A 22,743-nucleotide genomic window follows, 5' to 3' on the forward strand; every position below is an offset into this window, starting at 1 on the left:
CCCATTTCCCCGGCCGGTCGGGCGGGCGGGGGATTTGATCAAGTGGAATCAAAGTGTTTTCGCTCCCCTCCCCTTTGAGGGAGGCGAAGGAGCCGGCCCCACAACAAAAACGGCCGGGGAAATCCCCGGCCGCCAGAGGCTTACGATACCCCGCCCACGCGGGCGGCCTTGCCGCGCGGTTCGCGGAATTCGGCCGGGTCGAACGCGCGGTCGCCATCGGCGTCGCGAACCCTGGTGGGCAGGCCCATCCGGCCAAGCAGGTCCAGGAACGGCACCGCCGGCAATTCCTCGACATTGGCCATGCGGTGGCAGTCCCACTCCCCCTTGGCGATGAGGATCGCCGCCGCCGCGGCCGGCACCCCGGCGGTGTAGGAAATGGCCTGGCTGTTGGTCTCGGCATAGGCGGCTTCGTGATCGCTGATATTGTAGACCAGCAATTCCGTCTCGACGCCGTCGCGCATCCCCTTCACCAGATCGCCGATAAAGGTCTTGCCGGTATAGTCCGGCGCCAGCGACATCGGATCGGGCAGCACGGCCTTGACCACCTTGAGCGGCACGACCTCGATCCCCTCGGCGGTGACCACCGGCTTTTCGGAGAGCAGGCCGAGCTTGTTCAGGACGGTGAAGACGTTGATATAATGCTCGCCGAACCCCATCCAGAAGCGGATATCGGGCACGTCGAGATTGGCCGAGAGCGAGTGCACCTCGTCATGGCCGGTGAGATATGTCGTGCGCGACCCCACCACCGGCAAATCGTCGGTGCGCTGGACCTCGAACATCTTGTTCGCCGTCCACTGGCCCTGCTGCCAGCTCCACACCGTGCCGGTGAATTCCCGGAAATTGATCTCCGGATCGAAATTGGTCGCGAAATAGCGTCCGTGATTGCCGGCGTTCACATCGATGATGTCGATGCTGTCGACCCGGTCGAAATAGTGCCGCGCCGCCAGCGCCGCATAGGCATTGACCACGCCCGGATCGAACCCGGCCCCCAGGACGGCCGTGACGCCCTTGCGCTCGCATTCCTCGCGATGCTTCCACTCGTAATTACCGTACCAGGGCGGCGGCTCGCACACCTTTTCGGGGTCTTCGTGGATGGCGGTGTCGATATAGGCGGCACCGGTATCCATGCACGCCCGCAGCACGGACATGTTGAGAAAGGCCGATCCTACATTGATGACGATCTGGCTCTTGGTCTGCCGGATCAGGGCCTTGGTCGCCTCGACATCCATGGCGTCGAGCTGATGAGCGGCCAAGATGCCGGGACGCTTGAGCGCCCGTTTCTCGAGAATACCGGCAACGATGGCCTGGCATTTCGAAAGCGTGCGGGAGGCAATGTGAATGTCTCCGAGCACATCGTTGTGCATTGCTACCTTAAAGGCTGCGACCTGCGCGACACCTCCGGCGCCGATAATCAGAACGTTCTTTTTCAATTGGCACGAAACACCTGTTGAGGGGTTACGGGATCAGCCGCTCTTTACGAGAGACTGGTGACGTAGTCAGCATAGTCGAAGGAGCGCACAAGTTCTACTGTGCCGTTTTTCCTTCGAATGGCGATGGCCGGCATGGGTACGCCGTTGAACCAGTTCTTCTTGACCATCGTATAGCCCCCCGCATCGAGCAGGGAGATGCGGTCCCCCACCGCGAGCGGTGCGGGGAAATCGAATTCGCCGAACTCGTCTCCGGCCAGACACGACTTGCCGGCGATCACATAGCGGTGCGGGCCCGCATCGGGCGCGACCGAGCCGCTCTCGCGATAGACCAGCAAATCCAGCATATGCGCCTCCACGGCGCTGTCGACGATGGCGACGGCCTTCTCGTTGTGCACGATGTCGAGCACCGAGACTTCCAGCGTGGTCGTGCCGGTGACGATGGCGTCGCCCGGTTCGAGATAGACCTGCAGGCGGTATTTTTCGGCAAAAGCCCTGAGCCGCGCCGCCAGGGCATCGAGGGGATAGTTCTCGCCGGTGAAGTGGATGCCGCCCCCGAAGCTGACCCACTCGATGCGCTCGAACAGATGCCCCAGCCTTTCCTCGAAGCGGTCGAGCAGCGCGGCGAAGCTGTCGAAGGAATCGTTCTCGCAATTGCAGTGGATCATGAAGCCGCTGAGCCGGTCCATGACCGCCTCGACGCGCGACAGGTCCCGCTCGCCCAGCCGGCTATAGGGACGGGCCGGATCGGCGAGGTCGAAATGCGAATGGCTGACGCCGGGATTGACGCGCAGCCCCACGGGCAGATGCGCCGCCTTTTCATGGAAACGCTCGAGCTGTCCGATCGAATTGAAGATGATCTTGTCGGCCTGCGCGATGGCCTCGTCGATCTCGTGATCGGCCCAGGCGACGGAATAGGCATGGGTTTCCCCGCCGAATTTCTCGCGCCCCAGCTTGACCTCGTTGAGCGAGGAGGAGGTCGAGCCATCCATATGCGGCGCGATCTGCGCGAAGGTGGACCAGGTGGCGAAGGCCTTGAGCGCCATGAGGCATTTGGCGCCCGATGCGGCGCGCAACCGGTCCACCCTGGCCAGATTCCGATCCAGCGCCGCTTCGTCGATAAGGTAATGAGGGGTAGCCAGGGGCATCGCGCCGAAAACTCCAAAGCGTGTGCCCGCCGGTGCATCGGCGGAAGAGGATGTGATGTAAACATCGCCGCCCCGGATCGCAAGAGCGCGGCGCGGGCTTCTTGTATTCGGCCAGCGCAATCTGTATATACAAAAAGCATGGAAATCGCGTTCGACGCCGACAACCCCGAATGGACCGAGGCCGATTTTCAACGCGCCAGACCCGCGCATGAAGTCCTGCCCGAACAGGTGCTGAAGGCGTTCCCCAAAACGCGCGGCCCACAGGCCGCACCGAAGAAGATTCCGGTTTCGATCCGCCTCAGCCCGGAAGTGGTCGAACGCTTCAAGGCGCAGGGGCCCGGCTGGCAGACGCGGATCGACGACATCCTCAAAAAGGCGGTCGGGCTCTGACGGCGGCGGCGCGCCGTTTGCGGAGGCCCGGAAAGACAACGCCAGTTGACCTGTAAGCCGGGTTCTGTTGCCGGACGCCCGGTGCGCTCTTACCGCACGCCGAAATGCCTTTTCTCACTAACCTTTGATACATTGTCGAAATATCCTCTCGGATGCTTTTGTTGCTCTGCAGTTGGCGCGGCATTGATCGCCGCTTTTCCGACTGGCCGGAGAGCAGATTGGCGCGAACGAAACTCAGCGAAACCAGACTTGCCAGCCTGCGCCCCGGCAACAGGCGTTACGACCTTTAGGACAGCAAAGTGCCGGGCCTCATCGTGCAGGTCACGACCACCGGCCGCCGCTCCTATAGCCGATTAAGGTCAGGATGCGGATAGTCTTTTGATGACGTGCTGAAATGGCGAACAAGCGGTTCCGTGGCAGTAGCCCATTTCGCTTTGCGGATAGCCTCGCGGCGCTCCTCGTCTTCGTCCATCGCCTGCACCTCGCCAAAGGTTGGCTTTCGGCTGCCGACAGTCGAACATACAGAATAGCACGGCCACAAGTCGGAACTAACCCTCAAAGACTAACCGCGGTTAACATTTTAAACTTTTATAAGGAGACCCACTCCTTGATCAAATAATTTACTCTGATAAGGTAGAGTCTCTCAAAAGAGGAGATCAGCCAATGTTATCCACGATTGAAATTGACTGGGACATCCATCGCCTTATCGAATCCGAAAGGCGTGGCTTTGATGAACAGCCGTATCTGGCGCTTCGCCGCTTGCTTAACCTTCCAGAGCCTGCATCTGCCGGGGGTGCAACGAACTCGGCGTCGATTGGCTCAGGCCGTCCTTGGATAGAAGATGGTATCGAAGTACCTCACGGCTCACGCGCGAGAATGAGCTATCAGCATGGTAAGCAGCAATATGAGGGCGTCTTCCTCAATGGCGCGCTGCTGGTAAATGGGAAGAGCTACACGTCTCTTTCTGCCGCTGCCAACGCGGTTGCAGTGACCAAAGGCGGCAGCAAAACACAGTTGAACGGTTGGAATTATTGGGAAGTCCAGTTTCCGGGTGAGGCAAAGTGGCGCTCATTAAAGGAAATGCGCGTCTAAGCACCGTTGCCCCGGCGATGTTTGGGCGTTGCTCCGCCTCACTTTGGAGTGGCTCGCTGCAATCTTCCGAAGGCTAAGGTTTAAGTGCCAGTTGACCTGTAAGCCGGGTTCTGTAGGGCCGCGTTGCCGCGACGTGGTGACCATTCATCTGAGGCGGCTGTCGCCAGCGCGCTCGTGCAACCAACCCGGATGACCTGGCCTCGAAACAGGCTGGAACCGAAGTCCCGCGTCATCCCTATTTGGTCTTGCTCCCGGTGGGGTTTACCGTGCGGCCTCCGTTGCCGGACGCCCGGTGCGCTCTTACCGCACCCTTTCACCCTTGCCCCGGAAACCGGGGCGGTTTGCTTTCTGTGGCACTTTCCCTGGGGTCGCCCCCGGCGGCTGTTAGCCGTCACCGTGTTTCGATGGAGCCCGGACTTTCCTCCGGCATGCAGTTACCCGCATGCCGGCGGCCACCCGGTCAACTGGCCGGCGATATGTGGGCGAGCCCGGCGCCGCCGTCAAGTCAGGAGCGGCTGCGGACGCGCTCCGGCAAGCGCCCGATAGGCCAGGTTGATCGCCGCCATGCGGGCGGTGGCGACGTCGATCAGCTCCTCCGGAACGCCCCGGGCGATCAGCCGGTCGGGATGGTGCTCGGCCACCAGCAGGCGATAGACGCGCCGCACCTCCTCGGGCGGGGCGTCGTGCGACAGGCCCAGGACGGTATAGGGATCGACGCCCTCCTCCAGCATCACGTGCTGGGCCGCGATCTGCTCGAACCGCGCCTCGTCGAAGCCGAAAATGGCGCTGACCTCGCGCAGATAGTCGAGCTCGGCCTCGTGCACCAGCCCATCGGCGGTGGCGATGAAGAACAGGCCGTCCAGCACATGCTCCAGCGTCTCGGGCGTGTCGGCGAAGAAGCGGGCGACCTTGCGCGCATAGGCCTGGTAGCCGGCTACGTCCTGCCGGGCGAGATTGAACAGGCGCTCGACCTGCGGCTCATGGCCCCTGGCGATATCGACGGTGGCGTTGAAGGCGCGCACTTCCGACGCGGTGACCGCGCCATCGGCCACCGCCATCTTGGCCGAAAGGGCGATCAGCGCCAGGGTGAAGGCCGCATCGCGCCCGCCCGGCAGCCAGTTGTCCGGATCGAGCATATTGGCGATCTGCCCGACGACGCCGGTGCGGCGCGAGAACGAGCCGAAAAACCGCGCCAGCTTCTGCCGCACGTCACGGTTTTCCTCGGCTTTTCGAACGCAGCACAACATGGCAAATGCCTTTCATCGCCCCCGCCGGTCGATGCGGCGGCGGCATGCGGGCGGAAACGGGGATCATTGCCGGCAGCCTATCGGCTGGCCTGCCGCCGGTCCATCGCCGGTTGGGCATGGCGCCCTGCCCTCAGCGCCCGAACGGATAGAAATCGTCCTCATAGGCCCGGGGGAAACGCTGCACGCGCCGCGCATTGGGACCTTCATCGAGAAAGAAGCCGTCCGGATCGTAATCGTAATCCGCCGGCGCCCGGTTACCCTGCCCCTGCCGGTTGGCGAGGAAGTCGGACAGCGGGCCGGTTTCCCAATCCTCCAGATCCTCCGCCGTCACGACCGGCGCCGGCGTGTCGACGACCAGCGCCGGCGGGGCCGATGGGGCCGGCTGGACCGAGGCGACCGAAGGCGGCCGCTCGGAGAGCGGCGTCGGCATCGCCACGACCGGAGCGGGGGTCGTCACCGGCGGTTCCGGCCGGGCGGGCGGTTCCGGCTCCGATGCCGCGGCAGTCTCGGGCGCGGGCGCGGGCGCGGGTTCCGGCACCACGTCCGGCTCCGGGCCTGCCGCCGAGCCCTCGCCATTGCTGATATAGCCGGGCAGGCTGCGGCCGGAGCGGAGATAGGCGTCCACCGCATCCTCGCCCGATACCGGACGCGCAGCGGCGGAGGTGACCACCGGGTCGGACGCAGCGGGCGCGGCGGCTTCGGGCGCGGGCGCGCTGGGCCGGGCGGCTGGCGCCGCCGCAGGAGCCGGCGCGGGCGCCTCCGCTTCGGGGCGTTCCTCGATCACCGCCACCTGCGGCGCCGGCGGGCCGGCAAACCGGCCCAGGGCGAAATCGGCGGCGGGGATCGCCACGACCAGCAGGGCGCCGGCCCAGGCGAGCCCGGTGATGATGCGGTGGTCGATCTGCATGGCATGAATTCCAAATGGCACGTGGCCCTGCCGGCGAAGATGCGTTTTATCGTGGCCAGAATATGGACACGCCTTTACCCGGTCTTCACCATCGGGCCTGAACCGGCGATGAACGGGCCCGAAGCCGTCACGCCGAGGCCGCCGCCTCGCCGCTTCCCGGCCGCCGGCCCAGCAGCCGCGCCAGCGCCAGCACCAGATTGGAGCGGTTGAGGGTGTAGAAGTGGAATTCGGTCACCCCTTCGTCGAGCAGTTCGGTCACCTGCTCGGCCGCCACCGCCGCCGCCACCAGCGCGTGGGTCTCCGGATCGTCCTCCAGCCCCTCGAAGCGTTCGGCCAGCCAGCCGGGAATGGAGGCCCCGCAGCGCGTGGCAAAGCCCGAAATCTGCCGGAAGGAATGGATGGGCTGGATGCCCGGCACGATGGGCGCCGTCACCCCGGCCCGGCGGGCCCGCTCGAGATAGCGCAGATAGTCCGCATTGGAGAAGAACATCTGGGTGATGGCCCGGTCCGCCCCCGCATCGAGCTTGCGCTTGAGATTGTCGATATCCTCGTCCCAATCGGCGCTTTGCGGGTGCTTTTCGGGATAGGCGGCGACGGAGATGTCGAAATCGCCGATGCGGCGGATGCCGGCGACGAGATCGGCGGCGTTGCGATAGCCGTCCGGATGCGGCGTGAAGGGCTGGCCGACGCCCTCGGGCGGATCGCCGCGCAGCGCCACGATGCGCCCCACGCCGGCCCGGCCATAGCCGCGCACCACCTCGTCGACCTCGTCCCGGCTCGCCCCCACGCAAGTCAGATGCGCCGCCGCCGGCACGCCGGTGTCGGAGGTGATGCGGCTCACCATGCGCAACGTACGCTCGCGGGTCGAGCCGCCCGCGCCATAGGTCACCGAGACGAAGCGCGGCCCGAGCGGCGCCAGCTTGCCGATGCTGTCCCAGAACCGCTCCTCCATCGCATCGGTCTTGGGCGGGAAGAATTCGAAGGAAAGCTGCAGGTCGGGGCGCTGGTCAGCGGTCTTGCGGCTGGCGCGCAGGTTGTCGTCGATCATGGTCTTGTCATTCCGTCTTGTTGGGGCCGCCGAGACGCCAGAGGCAGACCGTCAGGCCGCGCTCCTTGCCGTCGCCGGGAAAGTCGCGGGCCGAGAGCACCTCCAGCCCCGCCATTTCCGCCCAGTTTTCCATCTGCTCCGGCGACAGGCCAAGCCGGCGATGGGCGTGGTCGGTGCGCAGGAATTCCAGCTCGTGCGGGGCGAAATCCACGATCAGGATTTCCCCGCCGGGTTTGAGCAGGCGCCGCGCCTCTGCCAGCATTCGCCCCGGATCGTCGAAATAATGCAGCACCTGATGGATGACGACGACATCGGCCGGGCCGATGGACGGATCCAGCGCCGCGATATCGCCCAGCCGCACCTGCGCGTGGGCCAGGCCGGCGGCGGCAAGGCGCGAACGCGCCACGGCCAGCATTTCCCGGCTCGAATCGATGCCGATGCCATGCCGGTAGGCCGGCGCCAGCACTTCCAGCATGCGGCCGGTGCCGGTGCCCAGATCGACCAGCAGATCGACCTTGCGCCCGCCCAGCTCGGCCAACACCGCCGCTTCCACCGCCACTTCCGGCACGTGCAGCGTGCGCAGCAGGTCCCAGCTATCGGCCACTTTGGCGAAATAATCGGCGGCCACCGCCTGTTGCGCGGCGCGGGCCTCGCGCTGGCGCGCCTGGTCGCGGCGCCGTTCGGGCGCGTCGGGATCGACCCGGGCGGTCAGCCAGCGCGCCAGTTCCGCCCCCTGCCCCGCCGGCGCCAGCCGGTAATAGGCCCAGGCGCCCTCGGCATGGCGCTCCACCAGGCCCGCATCGGCGAGGAGCTTCAGATGCCGCGACACGCGCGGCTGGCTCTGGTCGAGGATTTCGGTCAGATCCTTGACCGAGTGGTCGCCATCGGCCAGAAGCGCGAGAAGACGCAGCCGCGTGCTTTCGCCCGCCGCCTTCAATACCCCAACCAGACCGCCCAGACCGCTCATCGTCACCTCGGATATAAAGATATCTTTATATCCAATTTCGAGCGCGGGTCCAGCCCGTTATCCACCGGTTCCCCGGCGGGCGACAGGGCATCGTTTCAGGCGGTCTGCCGCTCCTCGCCGATGGCGCGCTTGCGGAAGGAATGGGCCCGCCACAGCTCGAAGATGTTCCTGGCGTCCTCTTCATCCAGCGCCTCGAAGCGCGACAGCACCATCTGCTTGTCGGTTTCGCTGGGCAGGTCGCGCCAGGGCAGCGTCGCCACGATGGCCTCGAACAGGTCCGGGCTCAGCTTGCCCGCGCGCAGGGCGACGGTGACGGCGACATAATCCTGGCCGGCGAGCCACTTCACCACGATTTCCGGGGCCACGCCGAGAATGACCGCCATGGCGGCGGCGGCATGGTGGCCATAGCCGAAGCGGGCGAAGCGGGCCAGCGCCCGGTCGTCGAGCTGCTTGCGGTCGGCCAGGCCCTTGACCTGGTTATAGGCGACCTTCCACTCCTGGGCGTTGAAGCCGGCGCGGTTGCGGATGCGATTGTAAACGACGGTATTGACCTTGCCGGCGGCCACCGGATCGAAGGACCGCTCGACCTCTCCCAGCGATTCCAGCACCTTGCCCGCGACATGGTCGATCTCGCCGCGCAGCGACTTCCAGTCGATATCGCTGCGCCCGCGCAGGTCGGCGGCGATCTCGGCGTCATGGGTGGCGCGCTCCACCAGCTTTTCCAGCGTCGCGCGGTCGAATTCGGCCCTGGGATTGCGCACCAGCGTCACCACCGAAGCGGTTTCGCCGTGCTCAACAATGGCCTCGCCCACCCGCTCGGTCAGCGCCGCCCGGCCCGCAATGGCGACGCGGTGGTTCTCCGACTGGCGCGAGATGATGTCGATCAGGTCGTCATCGCTCAGCACGTTGGAGAATTCGAGCAAGGGCCGGGCCACCTCGATATCGTCATTGGCCAGCTTCAGCACCACGGTGCCGGGCGCGCGGTCGAGCGACGCCAGCAGGCCCGCCACATGCACCCGCGCTTCCACCTCGACCAGTTCGGCGAGCTGGCAGAGCACCTCGTCATACTGGGCGACCTGCTCGTCGTCGCAGCGATCCGAGACATAGCTGAAAAGCTGCGCCATGTTGCGGAACAACTGCTCGCGCTCGGACCGGTTGTCCTCGCCGTTCAATACGCGGAAATTCGCAAACGCCCTGTGGCCTTCATCCAGCTCGGTAAGGGGGTCGGTCATTGGGTCGATCTCCCGGCTTCTGCCGCTATACGGGCGGGAGAATGCGGCCCGACCTGCTTGCGCGCGCTGAAAGCGGATAGCCGCATTTGTTTAAAATTGCAGCTATCCCGCCCGAGCGCCGCTCAGGCCGTCTGCTCCGCCCCCCCGGCTGCGCCGGCGCAGGCCGTCATAGCTGAACACCATCAGCGACAGCCAGATCAGCGCGAAGCTGAGCAGGCGCAGCTCATTGAGCGTCTCGCCGAACAGATAGATCGCCACCAGGAACTGGATGGAGGGCGCCAGATACTGGAACATGCCGATCGTGGTGAGCCGCAGCCGCCTCACCCCATAGGCGAACAGCAGCAGCGGCACCGCCGTGGCCGGCCCGGTGAGCACCAGCAGCAGCATGAGCGTGGGATCGGCGTGAGCCCCCGGCCCGTTGCCGATCATGTCGAACAGGATGAAGGCCATGGCGAACGGCGCCACCACCGCCGTTTCCGCGAACAGGCCCGTGGCCGGCCCGGCATGGGCGGTCTTGCGGATATAGCCGTAAAAGCCGAAGGACAGCGCTAGCCCCAGCGCGATGAAGGGCACCTTGCCCAGCCCCGCCGCCTGAATGAGGATGGCGATGACGGCTATCATTATGGCCAGGGTCTGCAGCCGGTTCTGCCGCTCGCCCAACAGCACCATGCCGATGGCCACGCTGACCAGCGGGTTGATGAAATAGCCGAAGCTCGCCTCCAGCAACTGTCCGCTCTCCACCGCCCAGACGTAAAGCAGCCAGTTGGCCACCAGCAGCACCGCCGAGAGCGCGATCACCCGCAACCGCCGCCAGTCGGCGAGCATCGCGCGCACTTCGGCGAACCCGCCGCTGAAGCCGATGATGGCCGCCAGCAGCACCAGCGACCAGATGGTGCGTTCCGCCACGATGAGCACCGCCCCCACCGAATCGAGCAGGCGGAACAGGATGGGCAGGAAGCCCCACAGCAGATAGGCGCCGAGCGCGGCCGCGACCCCCTTACGGGTCTCGGCGGGATCGGGCTGGAGCATGGCAGAGGCGGCCGGGGCTGCAATCTCCGGCGCCTGTTCAGGCAGGGTCATGGAAAAACTCCGCGCCGCGACGGGCGCCCCGATCCTCTATCAGCCCGGTCGCGCCAGGACAATTCGGACTTTGTGATCCGCGCCCCTTGCATTGATGGCGAACGCCCCCCAACCTTTGTCGGTGCAGGACGTTTGGCCTTGGGGACACGCGGTGCGCCGTGCGTCCCGACCGTCCCAACCCGAGGAGCAGCAGATGAGAAAGACCGTAACCTGGATCCTGATCGCCAACGGCACCCAGGCCCGCATGCTGGAGCATTCGGGGCCCGGCAAGGGCCTGGCACAAGTCAAGGGCCTGGAATGGTCCATTCCCTCGCTGCAATCCCAGGACATCGATTCGGACCGCCCCGGGCGCGGCTTTTCTCCCTCCGGCGGCCGGCGCAGCGCCATGGAGCCCAAGACCGACCCGGCGGAGCGCCGCGAAGCCGAATTCGTCCGCTCGCTGGCCAGCGCCATCGAGGCCAAGGCCAAGGCCGGCGCCTATGACCGGCTGGTCATCGCCGCCGCTCCGATCGCGCTGGGCAATCTGCGCAAGGCCCTGTCCGAGCATGTGAAAAAGACCATCGTGGCCGAGCTCGACAAGGACCTCACCAACGTCCCCACGCCCCAGCTCGACAAGCACCTGGACGGGATCATCGCGGTTTAGAGGCTTTCATGATGTGAGGGAAGCGGCGACCAGCGCTCCCTCCCCTTGAGTGAAGGGAGCCGACAGCGACGGGGGCAGCCCGGTCACTGCACCAGGGCGGCGCAGAAGGTGATGGCGTCCTTGTCGCCCAGCCAGCAGCCGTCCTCGCCCTCCACCGGACGGAACACGCCCAGCTCGGTGGGATAACGGCCGGGCCGGGCCTCGGCGGGAAGGAGATAGCCGGGGCCTTCCCCATCCGCCATATGCGCGAAAACGAAGGTCTGCCCGTCCGGCAGGACGAAGGTGATGCCGCCGCCATCGGCGGTGACGTCGCAATCGAAGGAGCCATAGCCCGTCATCGAGCACTGCCCCGGCGCCGCGGCAACCGGACCAGCGAGGGCAAGTCCTGCCAGCAACGCCGCCCCCGTCAGAAAAATCTTCATCCATTCCCCCAGAAGCCGAACCCGAACGGGGCCCTGCTCCGTTCTGCACAGCTTATTGCAGAAAGTCCAGCAAACCCAACGGCTTTTCGCATGGCGGCAAAGGGATGGTAAAGGCGGAAAAAGCGCGGAAAAGCGTAAGGCGCGGACGATGCCCGCGCCTTTTTTCGCTTAGCGGGTCAGCGGCTTGTAGGTCGCCCGCCTGGGATTGACCGCATCGGGACCCAGACGCCGTATCTTGTCGGCCTCGTAATCCTGGAAATTGCCCTCGAACCACTCCACATGGCTGTCCCCCTCGAAGGCCAGCATATGGGTGGCGAGCCGGTCGAGGAACATGCGGTCGTGGCTGATGATCACGGCGCAGCCGGCGAATTCCTCCAGCGCCTCTTCGAGCGCGGCGAGGGTTTCGGTATCGAGATCGTTGGTCGGCTCGTCCAGCAGCAGCACGTTGGCACCGGATTTGAGCATCTTGGCCAGGTGCACGCGGTTGCGCTGCCCGCCCGAGAGATTGCCCACCTTCTGCTGCTGATCACCGCCCTTGAAGTTGAAGGCCGAGGTATAGGCCCGGCTGTTCATCTCGCGCTTGCCCAGCATGAGGACATCGTTGCCCTCGGAGATTTCCTCCCAGACGGTCTTGTTGGGGTCGAGCGCGTCGCGGCTCTGGTCGACATAGCCCAGATGCACGTTCTCGGCGACGGTGACGGTGCCGCTGTCGGGCTGCTCCTGCCCGGTCAGCATGCGGAACAAGGTGGTCTTGCCGGCCCCGTTGGGGCCGATAATGCCCACGATCCCGCCGGGCGGCAGCTTGAAGCTGAGATCGTCGATCAGCAGCCGGTCGCCGAAGGATTTGGACAGCCCCTCGACGGTGATGACGTTCTGCCCCAGGCGTTCGCCGGGCGGAATGATGATCTGGGCGGCGTGGGACTGGGTGCGGGCCTCGTTGAGCTTGACCAGCTCGTCATAGGCCTTGATGCGCGCCTTGGACTTGGCCTGCCGCGCCTGCGGGGACTGGCCCATCCATTCGCGCTCGCGCTCCAGCACCTTGGCGCGGGCGGCGTCCTCGCTCTTTTCCTGGGCGAAGCGCTTGGCCTTGGCGCCCAGATAGGCGGAGTAATTGCCCTCATAGGGAATGCCGCGGCCCCGATCGAGCTCGAGAATCCAGCCCGTCACATTGTCGAGGAAGTAGCGGTCGTGGGTGATGATCAGCACCGCGCCCTCGAACTCGCGCAAATGCCGCTCGAGCCAGGCCGTGGTCTCGGCGTCGAGATGGTTGGTGGGCTCGTCCAGCAGCAGCAGGTCGGGCTTGGACAGCAGCAGCGCGCACAGCGCCACCCGGCGCTTCTCGCCGCCCGAGAGCTTGGTGACGTCGGCATCGCCCGGCGGGCAGCCGAGCGCCTCCATGGCCACTTCCACCTGGGATTCGAGATCCCACAGGTTCTGCGCGTCGATGACGTCCTGCAGCTTGGCGGCCTCGTCGGCGGTCTCGTCGGAATAGTTCATCATCAACTCGTTGTAGCGGTCGACGATGTCCTTCTTCTCCTTCACCCCGGTCATGACATTGCCCAGGACGTTGAGCGCCGGATCGAGCTGCGGCTCCTGGGGCAGATAGCCGACACGGGCGCCATCGGCCACCCAGGCCTCGCCGGTGAACTCGGTATCGATCCCGGCCATGATCTTGAGCAGGGTCGACTTGCCCGAGCCGTTGGGGCCGAGCACGCCGATCTTGGCGTCGGGGTAGAAGCTGAGATTGATGTTGTCGAGCACCTTCTTGCCGCCGGCATAGGCCTTCGACATTCCGTGCATGTGGTAGATGAACTGGCGAGCCATAGGCGGCGACACCCCTTTGCGCATGCGCTGACGTGATGAATTGCGCCGTATGTAGGCCAAGCCCGCGCTCCCCGCAACCGTCCCGGCGGGCGGGCCCGGCCGGCGCAACCGGGCCTATAGCGGCAGGCCCATACGCGCCTTGACGGTGCGGATGCTCATATTGGAATGGATGCGCGCCACGCCCGGCAGGCGGGCGCTGAGCCGGCGATGCAGCCGCTCGAAATCCTCATGGTCGCGGCAGATGACGCGCAGCAGATAATCGGAATGGCCGGCCGTCAGATGGCATTCCAGCACCTCGGGAATGTCCTGCACCGCCGCCTCGAAGGCTTCCAGCGCCGCCTCGCTCTGGCTGGTCAGCCCCACCTCGATGAAGAACTGCATGGCATAGCCCAGCCGCGCCGCGTCCAGATCGGCCCGATAGCCGGAAATATAGCCGTGATCCTCCAGCGCCCGGATACGGCGGTGGCAGGCCGAGGCGGAAAGCCCGACCGCCTCGCCCAGCACCTGCACGCTGCGGCGGGAATCCCGCTGCAATTCGCGCAGGAGCTTGCGATCCGTCCCGTCCAGTTGCAACATCCTTGCGCCTTGCCCCACAATCCCCGAACCCTGTCCGGCATTGAATGCCAAGGCGCGGAAAAAGCAAGCGCGAAGGGGCCTTCCGGCAGACTCGGCTTCCGGCAAAGCCCCCTCGCCCGCGTTGCGCGCCCTCCCCCCGGGGGGAGGTGATGCGGGCTTAATAGACGAAGACGGTCAACTGGCTGCCCTGGCGCTGCACCGCGAAGACCCGGCCCGCATCGTAGGGCGTGCGGCTGAGCGAAGCCGAGAGCAGCGCATCCCCGGCGATGGCCGAGCGGAGACTGTCGCCGAGCCCGCTATTGCCGAGCGCCGCGGCCAGCCAGGGGCGCATTTCCGGGCAGACGCTGACCGGCTGGATCGCCACATTGCTGGCCCGCGCCCACGACCCGTCGATGCGGGTGCTGCGCAGCAGCCGTTCGAGCTGGCTGCTCGACAGGCCCACGCAGGCGGCCGCACCCGCGCCACCGCCCGAACCGGTGCTGGCCATGGAGGCGCCGGGCAGCACGCCATTGCCGCCATTGCCATTGGAGCCGCCCGGACCGCCCACTCCGATATCGACATCGAGCAGGCCGCCGCTGCCGCCCACCCCCACGCCGACCCGGGCGGTGCCGTCCAGGAGGTTGACATCGGCGCCGACACCGTCGCGCGTGCCTACGGTCGCGGTGGCCAGGGAACCGGCGCTGCTGCCGCCGACATTGACATCCAGCAACTGGTCGCTGCCGCCGACGCCCACATTGACCAGGCCCGACGTTCCGGCGTCGCCCGAGCCGAGCGTCACCACCGCGTCATCGCCCTTGCTGCCCAGCACGCCGCCCAGAAGGGACTGGGCCTGCGCGGGAAAGCTGACGCCCATCAACAGGGCGGCGGAAAGAAAGGTTACAGTCATCAATCTCATGATCCATCTCCTTTGCGCGACGGAGCGCCGCAAAGGAGATGATGCCGGCAGGACGGAAAGGGTTGCGGAAGATGGATGAAACTATAGGACAAGGCGAATATTACTTTGCCGACACCTTATCATTTTTAGGATATTTGGGTAATAAGTTCATACATATTGCAAATACCATAAAGGCAGGGCGCGAAACCGAAGTTTCGCGCCCTTTCGGGGCGGCCACAAAGGAGCGTCAGCCTTTACGGCCAGCCGCCGCCGGTATGGCACAGGCTCTGTCGGTCCTGCACCATAGGAACATCCGGCCGAGGCGCCGGGTTCGGGTGGTCAACGGACCGGGCAAGGGCCGGTTCCCCATAAAGCGGCATGGTGCGCGATTTGTGATCAAAGCCGCCCGGCAAGGGTGGCGGCGAGCTTGCGGACCGAATAGGGCCCGCCCGGCCCCTCCACATGTTCCTGCCCGGCCGTCATTTCCAGCTCGACGCCCGGCGCGAGGGCGTAGGCCGCGCCGAGACGGACGGAGCGGCTGAATTGGCCGAGGGTCCGGTCGTAAAGGCCCCGCTCGCGGCTGACGGCGGCGGTGGCCGATAGTGACAACGGCTCGGTGAGCGCCAGCCGCGCACCCAGTTCCGCCTCCATGGTGCGCCCCGCCACCCCATCGATGGGGTCGAGCAGTTCCAGTCCGGTGACAGCGCTGCCCCTCAGGGTCAACCTCTCCAGCACCGCCGCTTCGGCCGAGGCCTCGAAATGGGGCAGCGCGCGCAGGAGATGCGGGGCGCTTTGGGGCCGGACCAAATCCAGCCCGGCATGGACCTGCGCCGTGAACCGATCCAGCCGCAACCGCAGCCCGGCCGCACCGCGCAAGGCCGATGCCGGTTCGCGCCAATAGTTGAACCGGTCGGCGGCGGGCACATGGGTGTAAAAACCGCGCAGGCGGGCCAGGCCGGCCAGATCCGTACCCAGGGCCATTTCGCCATCGGCCCGCAGGGTCGCCAGCGCCGTTTCCGGCTCGATGCGGCGCGGCGGCAAGGGCAGGCCGGCCACGGTGGCGAGGCCGGGCATGCGCCACAATCCATCCACCCCCATCACCAGCCTCATGCCGGCACCTTCGAGCGTCAACTCGGCAATGGTTTCATGTTCGGTCACCGGGTTGCGGATGCCGAAGACCACGCCGCCCAGATCGGCCGTCTCCCCGCTCCAGCGCCGGGTCTGCGCATAGCCCAGCCGCAATTGCACGCCATCGGCCGGAGCGGTGCTCGCCTCGATGGCGCCGGTGACGGCAAAGTCGTCCTCGGCGTGCTGCCCGGTGAAGCGGATCTGCTCCAGCGACAGCCCCAGGCCGATGGCGGTGATGCCCAGCGTGCCGCGCAGCGACAGGTCGTGAATCTGGCGCAGATAGGTGTCGGCCGACCCGCCGGGCCGCTCCGGGGCATTGGAGGTCCACCCGGATTCGAGGCGGCTCGACAGGGACAGCGGCGCCTGCCCATGCGCCAGAAGCGGAAAAAACACCGAGGCGATGATGACGACGAGAATACGCATGACGGCCCTTCCCCAACAACACCGCCAGTATGGGAGGGCTCCGCTAACCAATATTCCACGTAGATGCTAAGGGTTCGCCCGTATGATTTCCGGTCCGGATTAATGGTGAACAGCGGAATATGGCTCCGTAAGTATTTGATTAACTATGTTATTCTTCCGCGGCGCCAAATCCTTCCCGCATCGGAAGGAATTTATTGCCATGCAATATGACGCCGCTGGAATCTGCCAGGCCCTGCGCAAATGGCGCATCGCCGCCCGCTTGCAGCAGGCCGCCATCGCCGAGTGCCTGGGCGTCACCCAAAGCCAGGTCAGCCGCTGGGAAAGCGGCCGGGACCTGCCGCGTCCGCATAATGTCGAGGCCATCCGCCGGCTGATCTGGGGGCAGGATGGCGAGCCGATCCGGGCGCTCCGGCACTTCGTCGAGCAATCGGGGCAGCATCTGCTGCTGATCGATGCCCGTCACGGCATCATCGCCCGCAGCCGGCCGCTGCGGGCCTCGCCCAATCCGCTCGACCGCTTCGGCTGGGTGCTCGATCCGCAGCGCAATCCCGCCTTCACGCCGGCCTGGCGGCGGTTCCTGGCCATATTGGACCAGCCCGGGGGCGTGGTCGGGCTGACCCTCACCCTGCCCTTCCGGCAGGACGGCGAATTCTGGAGCGTCACCCTGACCAAGACCATCTATTCGGTCGCCGGAATGCGGGTCTGCCTCGCCGAACCCCACTTCGCCCGCGCCCATGGGCTCGACGACATCCGCTTCGAGGAAACCCGCATCGGGCCGGACGAGATCGAGCGCCGCGCCCTGACGCTCTGGCGGCAGGAACCGGAACCAAACACCGCCGCCCTGCCCCGGTGAAAGGGCAGGACGGCGGCGGGAGCAAGGCAGATCGGAAAGCGGAACAAGGGGCGACCCGCGCCGGGGCAGCAGCGCGGGTCCGTGAGGGATTTATGGAGGTCGACCGTCCCTCACGTCAGGCAAGGCTGCAACTACCAGCGCTTGCCGGAGGACTGCCGGTTGAAGCTGTTCCAGTAGCTGGACTGGCTGTTGCCGCTGTTCACACTGGTCTTGTTGCCGCTGTTCGTCGTGTTGCCGGAATTGAGATAGGTATTGGTGTGGGTGGTGTTGCCGCTATTGGCATAGCTGGTGTTGTGGCCACCGACGCCCAGTATGCCGTTGCCGCTGAGAATCCCGTTGCCGATATTGGACAGGATCGAGCTGTTATTGCCCACGGCGACGGTATTGCCGTTGAGCACGTTGACATCCCTCAGGCCCACCGCCGAGGTGATGTTGCCCAGAAGGCCGCCATTGCCGGCATTGCCGAAAAAACCGCCCGCCTGGGCGGAAGGGGTCATGGCGAGGGCGGCGACGAGGGAAAGCGCGATAATCGGTTTCATATCGGATACTCCTGTTGAACGCGTGTTACGACGACACGTGAACAGGGGGCATCGCGGCTCCGGCAAAGACAATCGAACCGGCCGATTTCATGCGTTGCATGCGCAAGATGCGCGAAAATACGGGAAATGCCCCATGGCTGAGCGAAGAAAACCCGCCTCGAGGCACGAAAAAACGCCCGGCCGGAAAGCCGGGCGCAATGACAAGGACAGGGTCCTTATTGGGTGATCCAGCCACCGGCCTCGCAATCGGCCAGGGTGATGGTTTCCAGATCGATCGTCGCCAGGGCCTGGTCCATGCCGTTGACCTCCGGCTCGTCGCTGCTGGCACCGTCGTTCTCTTCGACCACGGCGCCGTCCTCGTCGGTGACTTCATCGGTCGCCTGCTCCGTGCTTTCGGAGATCGAACCTTCCGAGGCCAGCTTGAGTTCGTCGCACCGCGCCTGCACCGCGGCCACATCGGCATCGGCGACCACTTCGCCGCCAATGGTGAGGGACTGAGCGAAGGCCGGGCCGGCGATCAGGCCGGAAACAAGAGCAATGACGGAAATGGCAGATTGAATGCGCATTTTAATAACCTCTTGAAATTGCTTGGGGAAGAGCGCTTGCTCGAGACTACAACGATCAACCGGTCGCTCCGTTGCACGGATTTCCCGGAGAGCCGGAAATTGTGATCGCCGCCGGATGCCGGACCGCATGGGCCCTTGCGGGCAAAGGCGGTCATTTTCACCCCGGAGGCATGGCGCCCCGCACCCAAAGCTGCTTTAACGGCGCTTCGCCAGTTTCGAGGGCTGCAGCATGACCACTCCCCCCACCAAGGAAGCCGCCTTCAAGCAGCGCTTCATCAGCGTGATGACCGACCTGCAACAGGATGGCATCGAGGATCCCGAAGCGATGGGCCTCATCGGCAGCCTCGCATCCGACCTCGCCGATTCGCTGGAGCAGACGAACTGGTCGGCCGCCAAGCGCGCCATGTCGCCCGCCGCCTATGACGCGCTGCTGTCCTCCTTCATGACCCGCGGCAACGATTATCACCGCCAGGGCCACAGAAAGCACGCCTACGCCATCCAGGTGCTCGGCGTGTCGCTGGTGGCGGCCACCCAGCGCGGCGACGCCCAACTGGCCCAGGGCGAGAAGCTGCTGGACGAAATCATCGACCGCGCCGTCGCCATCTATCGCCAGGGCCGGCCGGCGCGGAACTGAGACGGTGCCCCGGCAAAACTCCTCTCATAATCCCTTGCCAGACCTCGCAATCGACACGATTGTGGGCAGGACTGGCGCGGTGCGCTTCGACGCGCCGTTTCAGTCACCGGAGGAATTGCCATGACCCTGACGAGATGCCTGCCCGCCCTCCTTGCCGCCGCGCTGCTCGCGGCCCCGCCCGCCCTGGCCCAGGACGAGGCGGCAGCCGCCCCGACGGCGCCGGCGACGGTCTCGTCAGCCCTGACCCTGACGCTTGAAAGCAGCAGCGATATCGAGCGCAAGTCGGTCATCTATCAGTGCGACGACGAACAGGCGCTAGCCGTCCACTACGTGAACGCGGCGCCGAACTTCCTCGCCATCCTGCCCGTGGACGGCGTCCATCATGTCTTCGTCACCACCCTCTCCGCCTCCGGGGCCCGCTATGTCGCCGGCCCCTTCGAATGGTGGTCCAAGGGCGACGAGGCCACGCTGCGCGACCTGATGCAGGAGGAGGACGCGCCCCCGCTCGCCACCTGCCTCGCCGCCAGCAACACGCCCTAGACCGCCTGACGCCCCGTTTCTCGACGACGCATCGGCAATGGATGCGCCAAGGATCGCCATGGATGCATCGAGCCCCGCCGAACTCTTCCCCCATATCCGCATCGTCATGGGCACGGTGGTCGGCCTGGGCATCACCCGCCTGCTGATGACGGTGGCGAGCATCGTCCAACACCCCAACCGGGGCCGGCGCTCGGTGGTCCACCTGCTCTGGGTGGGTTCGATGCTGCTCGAACTGGTACTGTTCTGGTGGTGGGAATTCGCGCTGTTCCGCCTGCAATACTGGACCTTCGGCATCGCGCTGTTCATCATCTTCTACGCCATCACCCTGTTCATGATGGCGGCGCTGCTCTCCCCCGACAATGTCGGCGACTATGACGGCTACGAGGACTTCTTCCTCAAGCGCCGGAACTGGTTCTTCGGCCTGCTCGCGGCCACTTTCGTGCTCGACACCATCGATACGCTGATCAAGGGCGGCATCTATCTGGAGCGCTTCAACCTGGGCTATTTCATGCAGGTCCCGGTCGGCATGGTGCTCTGCGTCATCGCCTGGCGCTCGAGCGACCGGCGGGTGCATCTGGCCATAGTGAGCATCCACATCGTCTATCAGTTCTATCTCATCGGCCAGTTCTTCAACACGGCCGCCGGATGAACGGCGGGCTGGACGAACATATTTCCTTGAACTATGGCGCAGGGCATGGGTGAAACGCCGTCCACGAGGATTTTCCGGCCATGAGCATGTTCGTCTCGTCCCTCATGTTCATCGCCCTGTTCGCGGTCTCGATCGCGCATTTCCTCTGGGCGCTGGGGCGCACCTGGCCGATCCGCGACGAAAAGCTGCTGGCCCGCACCGTGGTGGGCTTCCGGGATGTAGAGCGCATGCCGCCACGCCTGTTCCTGCTGGCCATGGCGGTTGGGGCGCTTGCCGCCGGCGTGCTCGCCCTGGCGCTGGCCGATCATGACAGCGGCGGCACCGCGCTCAGCCTCGCCGGCCTCGCGCTCGCCGCCGTTTTCCTGGTTCGCGGCGTCCTGGGCTATACGGCCTGGTGGAAAAAGCTCACCCCGGAGCCGAATTTCCGCCTCAACGACAGACGCGTCTATTCCCCGCTCTGCCTGCTGCTGGCGCTGGGTTTTCTCGTGCTCATCTCTCTGCGGTTCTAGCCCGGTTCCGCCTCGCCCGGCCGCACCAGCGCCACGACGGAGCGCGGCGGCAGGGTCCCGGTGCCTTCGGTGAAGGTGATTTCGGCGGTGTCGTCCGACTGGATGCCGACCGCCCAATCCCCCTCGGGCAGATGCGCGACCACCGGCTCGACCCGGCGGTTGAACCAGACCAGAACCTCGTCCTCCTTGTGCCGCAGCCACATGCCCAGCACCGAGGCGCCGGACTCGGTCCAGTCGGCATCGTCCATCTCGCGCCCGTCCGGATGCAGCCACACCACGTCGCGGACGCCGTTGCGCTCCTGCCCGCTCATGAAATGGTCGTGGGTCAGGGCCGGATGGGCCTTGCGGAAGCCATGGACGGCGGCGACGAAATCGACCAGCGCCCCATCGGCACTTTCCCAGTCCACCCAGGTGATCTCGTTGTCCTGTGCATAGGCATTGTTGTTGCCCATCTGCGTCCGGTACATCTCGTCGCCCTGCTGGATCAGCGGCATGCCGCGCGACAGGAACAAAGTGGCCAGCAGCGCCCGCACGTCGCGCTTGCGCGCCGCATTGATCGCCGGATCGTCGGTCTCGCCCTCGACGCCGCAATTCCACGAGGAATTGTGGTTGTGCCCGTCGCGATTGCCCTCGCCGTTCGCCTCGTTGTGCTTGTCGTGATAGCTCACCAGGTCGCGCAGGGTGAACCCGTCATGCACGGCCAGCATATTGACCCCGGCACTCGGCTTGCGGCCGTGGAAATCGAAAATCTCCGCCGATCCCGCGACCTTTCCCGCCAGCGCGCCGATCTTGCCCTCATCGCCGCGCCAGAAGGCCCTTATCTCGTCGCGATAGGTGTCGTTGTGCTCGTAAAATTCATTGCCGAACTGCCCCAGGGCATAGCCGCCCGGCCCCGGATCCCAGGGCTCGGCCACCAGGATCGCCTTGGAGAGCACCGGATCGGCCTTGATCTTTTTCAGCATCTGGGCATCGGGGTTGAAGCCCGGCTCGCGCCCGAGAACGGTGGCGAGATCGAAGCGGAAGCCGGAAACGCCCAATTCCTCGACATAATAGCGCAGGCTCTCGATCACCAGCCGCTGCACCGCCGGATGGTCGCAGCGCAGCGTATTGCCGGTGCCGGTATCGTTGACCAGATGCTGTTTTCCGTCGGCCTCGACGAAGCGGTAATAGGTGTGCGGATCGAGCCCCATCATGGACAGGATCGGCCCCTGGGAATCGCCCTCGCCGGTATGGTTGTAGACGACGTCGAGGATCACCGAGATGCCGGCCTTGCGATAGGTGTCGGTCATCACCCGCAATTCCTGCGGACCGCGGGGGGCCAGGCGCGGATCGAGCGCGAAATAGGTGATCGGGTTGTAGCCCCAGGCATTGGTGAGCCCGAGCGCCGGCAGATGGCCCTCGTCGATCCAGGCGGCGGTCGGCATCAACTGGAGGGTGTCGGCGCCCAGATATTTGAAATGATCGATCACGCGCCGCGTCGTCAGCGCCGCGATGGTGCCGCGCAACGGCCCCTGCACGCTCGGATGACGCATGGTGAAGCCGCGCACATTGAGCTCATAGAACAGGCTTGGCGCCTTCTTGCGCGGCCGGGCCGGCTCGTTGGCCGACCCCAGAACGATGGCCTTGGGCACCAGGGGCGCGGTGTCCACCGCGTCCTCCCGCGCCAGCCGCAGCCGCGGCGAGCGCACGAAGACCCGGTCGAGGAACCGCGCATAGGGGTCCACCAGCAGCTTGTTGGGATCGAAGAAATAGCCCTGGTCGGGGTCATAGGGTCCGTCGGCGCGCAGGCCATAGCGGGCGCCGGGCGCGACGTTCCGGATCAGCCCGGCATGGATATTGTCCTCGTGCACGTCCAGCTCGAAGCGCCCGATCTCCTGGTCCTGCTCGCTGAACAGGCACACCCAGATGGCCGACGCGCTTTCGGAATAGACGGCGAAATTGACGCCTTCCCGCGAGGCCGTCGCCCCCAGAATATCGGTCCGGCCGCCTCCTGGCACCAGTTCCGGCTCCATTGTCCAACCCCTC

Annotated in this window: 24 protein-coding genes and 1 other RNA gene; 8 read left to right on the plus strand and 17 right to left on the minus strand. The window is 65.5% G+C overall.

The window, feature by feature from the left end; genetic code table 11:
* Window positions 1–140: 140 nt before the first annotated feature.
* Entirely contained in the window at window positions 141–1,430 is a 1,290-nt protein-coding gene (locus tag ACFOOL_RS00790; RefSeq protein ID WP_380093998.1) for a saccharopine dehydrogenase C-terminal domain-containing protein, read from the minus strand.
* Between the two features lie 44 nt (window positions 1,431–1,474).
* On the minus strand, window positions 1,475–2,575 hold the full coding sequence (locus ACFOOL_RS00795; RefSeq protein WP_380094000.1) for a carboxynorspermidine decarboxylase: 1,101 nt from the start codon (window positions 2,573–2,575) through the stop codon (window positions 1,475–1,477).
* A 138-nt stretch (window positions 2,576–2,713) separates the two neighbouring features.
* On the opposite strand from ACFOOL_RS00795, the gene ACFOOL_RS00800 reads away from it, so the two are divergent.
* Both ACFOOL_RS00800 and ACFOOL_RS00805 read left to right on the plus strand, forming a co-directional pair.
* Window positions 2,714–2,965, plus strand: a complete 252-nt coding sequence (locus ACFOOL_RS00800) for a BrnA antitoxin family protein (protein ID WP_380094002.1) — start codon at window positions 2,714–2,716, stop codon at window positions 2,963–2,965.
* A 663-nt stretch (window positions 2,966–3,628) separates the two neighbouring features.
* Entirely contained in the window at window positions 3,629–4,057 is a 429-nt protein-coding gene (locus tag ACFOOL_RS00805) for a hypothetical protein (RefSeq protein ID WP_380094003.1), read from the plus strand.
* A gap of 83 nt (window positions 4,058–4,140) precedes the next feature.
* Here ACFOOL_RS00805 and rnpB read toward each other — a convergent pair.
* The 7 genes from rnpB to rarD form a co-directional block, all read right to left on the minus strand.
* An RNA gene (rnpB, locus tag ACFOOL_RS00810) (RNase P RNA component class A) lies at window positions 4,141–4,525 on the minus strand.
* A gap of 32 nt (window positions 4,526–4,557) precedes the next feature.
* Window positions 4,558–5,265, minus strand: coding sequence for a TerB family tellurite resistance protein (locus ACFOOL_RS00815; RefSeq protein WP_380094005.1), 708 nt, complete (start codon window positions 5,263–5,265; stop codon window positions 4,558–4,560).
* A 169-nt stretch (window positions 5,266–5,434) separates the two neighbouring features.
* The gene (locus ACFOOL_RS00820) at window positions 5,435–6,211 is read right to left on the minus strand and encodes a hypothetical protein (protein ID WP_380094007.1); all 777 of its coding nucleotides are present in this window, start codon (window positions 6,209–6,211) and stop codon (window positions 5,435–5,437) included.
* A 127-nt stretch (window positions 6,212–6,338) separates the two neighbouring features.
* Entirely contained in the window at window positions 6,339–7,259 is a 921-nt protein-coding gene (gene metF, locus ACFOOL_RS00825) for a methylenetetrahydrofolate reductase [NAD(P)H] (protein WP_380094008.1), read from the minus strand.
* Between the two features lie 7 nt (window positions 7,260–7,266).
* Window positions 7,267–8,226, minus strand: coding sequence for an ArsR/SmtB family transcription factor (locus ACFOOL_RS00830; protein ID WP_380094010.1), 960 nt, complete (start codon window positions 8,224–8,226; stop codon window positions 7,267–7,269).
* Between the two features lie 95 nt (window positions 8,227–8,321).
* Complete coding sequence (locus ACFOOL_RS00835; protein ID WP_380094011.1) at window positions 8,322–9,458, minus strand: DUF2336 domain-containing protein; 1,137 nt, start codon at window positions 9,456–9,458, stop codon at window positions 8,322–8,324.
* Window positions 9,459–9,560: 102 nt separating this feature from the next.
* Window positions 9,561–10,538, minus strand: a complete 978-nt coding sequence (gene rarD, locus ACFOOL_RS00840; protein ID WP_380094013.1) for an EamA family transporter RarD — start codon at window positions 10,536–10,538, stop codon at window positions 9,561–9,563.
* A gap of 193 nt (window positions 10,539–10,731) precedes the next feature.
* Here rarD and ACFOOL_RS00845 point away from each other — a divergent pair, with 193 nt between their 5' ends.
* A complete protein-coding gene (locus ACFOOL_RS00845) occupies window positions 10,732–11,181 on the plus strand; it encodes a host attachment protein (RefSeq protein ID WP_380094015.1) in 450 nt (149 codons plus the stop codon).
* Window positions 11,182–11,264: 83 nt separating this feature from the next.
* On the opposite strand, the gene ACFOOL_RS00850 is transcribed toward ACFOOL_RS00845, so the two are convergent.
* The 5 genes from ACFOOL_RS00850 to ACFOOL_RS00870 all read right to left on the minus strand — a co-directional run bounded on the left by ACFOOL_RS00850 (window position 11,265) and on the right by ACFOOL_RS00870 (window position 16,428).
* A complete protein-coding gene (locus ACFOOL_RS00850) occupies window positions 11,265–11,603 on the minus strand; it encodes a hypothetical protein (protein ID WP_380094017.1) in 339 nt (112 codons plus the stop codon).
* 168 nt (window positions 11,604–11,771) lie between these two features.
* Window positions 11,772–13,427, minus strand: a complete 1,656-nt coding sequence (gene ettA / locus ACFOOL_RS00855) for an energy-dependent translational throttle protein EttA (protein ID WP_380094018.1) — start codon at window positions 13,425–13,427, stop codon at window positions 11,772–11,774.
* A 114-nt stretch (window positions 13,428–13,541) separates the two neighbouring features.
* Window positions 13,542–14,003 carry an Lrp/AsnC family transcriptional regulator gene (locus ACFOOL_RS00860; RefSeq protein ID WP_380094020.1) on the minus strand — a complete coding sequence of 154 codons (462 nt, stop codon included), beginning with the start codon at window positions 14,001–14,003 and terminating at the stop codon, window positions 13,542–13,544.
* A gap of 157 nt (window positions 14,004–14,160) precedes the next feature.
* Window positions 14,161–14,898 (minus strand): hypothetical protein, encoded by a 738-nt coding sequence (locus tag ACFOOL_RS00865; protein ID WP_380094022.1) that lies wholly within the window; start codon window positions 14,896–14,898, stop codon window positions 14,161–14,163.
* Between the two features lie 375 nt (window positions 14,899–15,273).
* The gene (locus ACFOOL_RS00870) at window positions 15,274–16,428 is read right to left on the minus strand and encodes a hypothetical protein (protein ID WP_380094023.1); all 1,155 of its coding nucleotides are present in this window, start codon (window positions 16,426–16,428) and stop codon (window positions 15,274–15,276) included.
* A gap of 199 nt (window positions 16,429–16,627) precedes the next feature.
* Here ACFOOL_RS00870 and ACFOOL_RS00875 point away from each other — a divergent pair, with 199 nt between their 5' ends.
* Window positions 16,628–17,281, plus strand: a complete 654-nt coding sequence (locus ACFOOL_RS00875; RefSeq protein WP_380094025.1) for a helix-turn-helix domain-containing protein — start codon at window positions 16,628–16,630, stop codon at window positions 17,279–17,281.
* Between the two features lie 131 nt (window positions 17,282–17,412).
* On the opposite strand, the gene ACFOOL_RS00880 is transcribed toward ACFOOL_RS00875, so the two are convergent.
* On the minus strand, window positions 17,413–17,820 hold the full coding sequence (locus ACFOOL_RS00880) for a hypothetical protein (protein WP_380094028.1): 408 nt from the start codon (window positions 17,818–17,820) through the stop codon (window positions 17,413–17,415).
* Between the two features lie 215 nt (window positions 17,821–18,035).
* On the minus strand, window positions 18,036–18,386 hold the full coding sequence (locus tag ACFOOL_RS00885) for a hypothetical protein (RefSeq protein WP_380094030.1): 351 nt from the start codon (window positions 18,384–18,386) through the stop codon (window positions 18,036–18,038).
* 229 nt (window positions 18,387–18,615) lie between these two features.
* On the opposite strand from ACFOOL_RS00885, the gene ACFOOL_RS00890 reads away from it, so the two are divergent.
* The 4 genes from ACFOOL_RS00890 to ACFOOL_RS00905 all read left to right on the plus strand — a co-directional run bounded on the left by ACFOOL_RS00890 (window position 18,616) and on the right by ACFOOL_RS00905 (window position 20,718).
* Window positions 18,616–19,020, plus strand: coding sequence for a hypothetical protein (locus ACFOOL_RS00890; RefSeq protein WP_380094032.1), 405 nt, complete (start codon window positions 18,616–18,618; stop codon window positions 19,018–19,020).
* A 120-nt stretch (window positions 19,021–19,140) separates the two neighbouring features.
* Window positions 19,141–19,560, plus strand: coding sequence for an MliC family protein (locus tag ACFOOL_RS00895; RefSeq protein ID WP_380094034.1), 420 nt, complete (start codon window positions 19,141–19,143; stop codon window positions 19,558–19,560).
* Window positions 19,561–19,597: 37 nt separating this feature from the next.
* Entirely contained in the window at window positions 19,598–20,209 is a 612-nt protein-coding gene (locus ACFOOL_RS00900) for a hypothetical protein (RefSeq protein ID WP_380094036.1), read from the plus strand.
* An 80-nt stretch (window positions 20,210–20,289) separates the two neighbouring features.
* Window positions 20,290–20,718, plus strand: coding sequence for a DUF3995 domain-containing protein (locus tag ACFOOL_RS00905; RefSeq protein WP_380094038.1), 429 nt, complete (start codon window positions 20,290–20,292; stop codon window positions 20,716–20,718).
* Here ACFOOL_RS00905 and glgX read toward each other — a convergent pair.
* Window positions 20,715–22,730, minus strand: coding sequence for a glycogen debranching protein GlgX (gene glgX, locus ACFOOL_RS00910; protein ID WP_380094039.1), 2,016 nt, complete (start codon window positions 22,728–22,730; stop codon window positions 20,715–20,717). The two genes, ACFOOL_RS00905 and glgX, sit on opposite strands and share 4 nt — an antisense overlap.
* Between the last annotated feature and the right edge of the window lie 13 nt (window positions 22,731–22,743).

Origin of the sequence: Devosia honganensis, from assembly GCF_042648785.1 — a bacterium.
Taxonomy (GTDB): domain Bacteria; phylum Pseudomonadota; class Alphaproteobacteria; order Rhizobiales; family Devosiaceae; genus Devosia; species Devosia honganensis.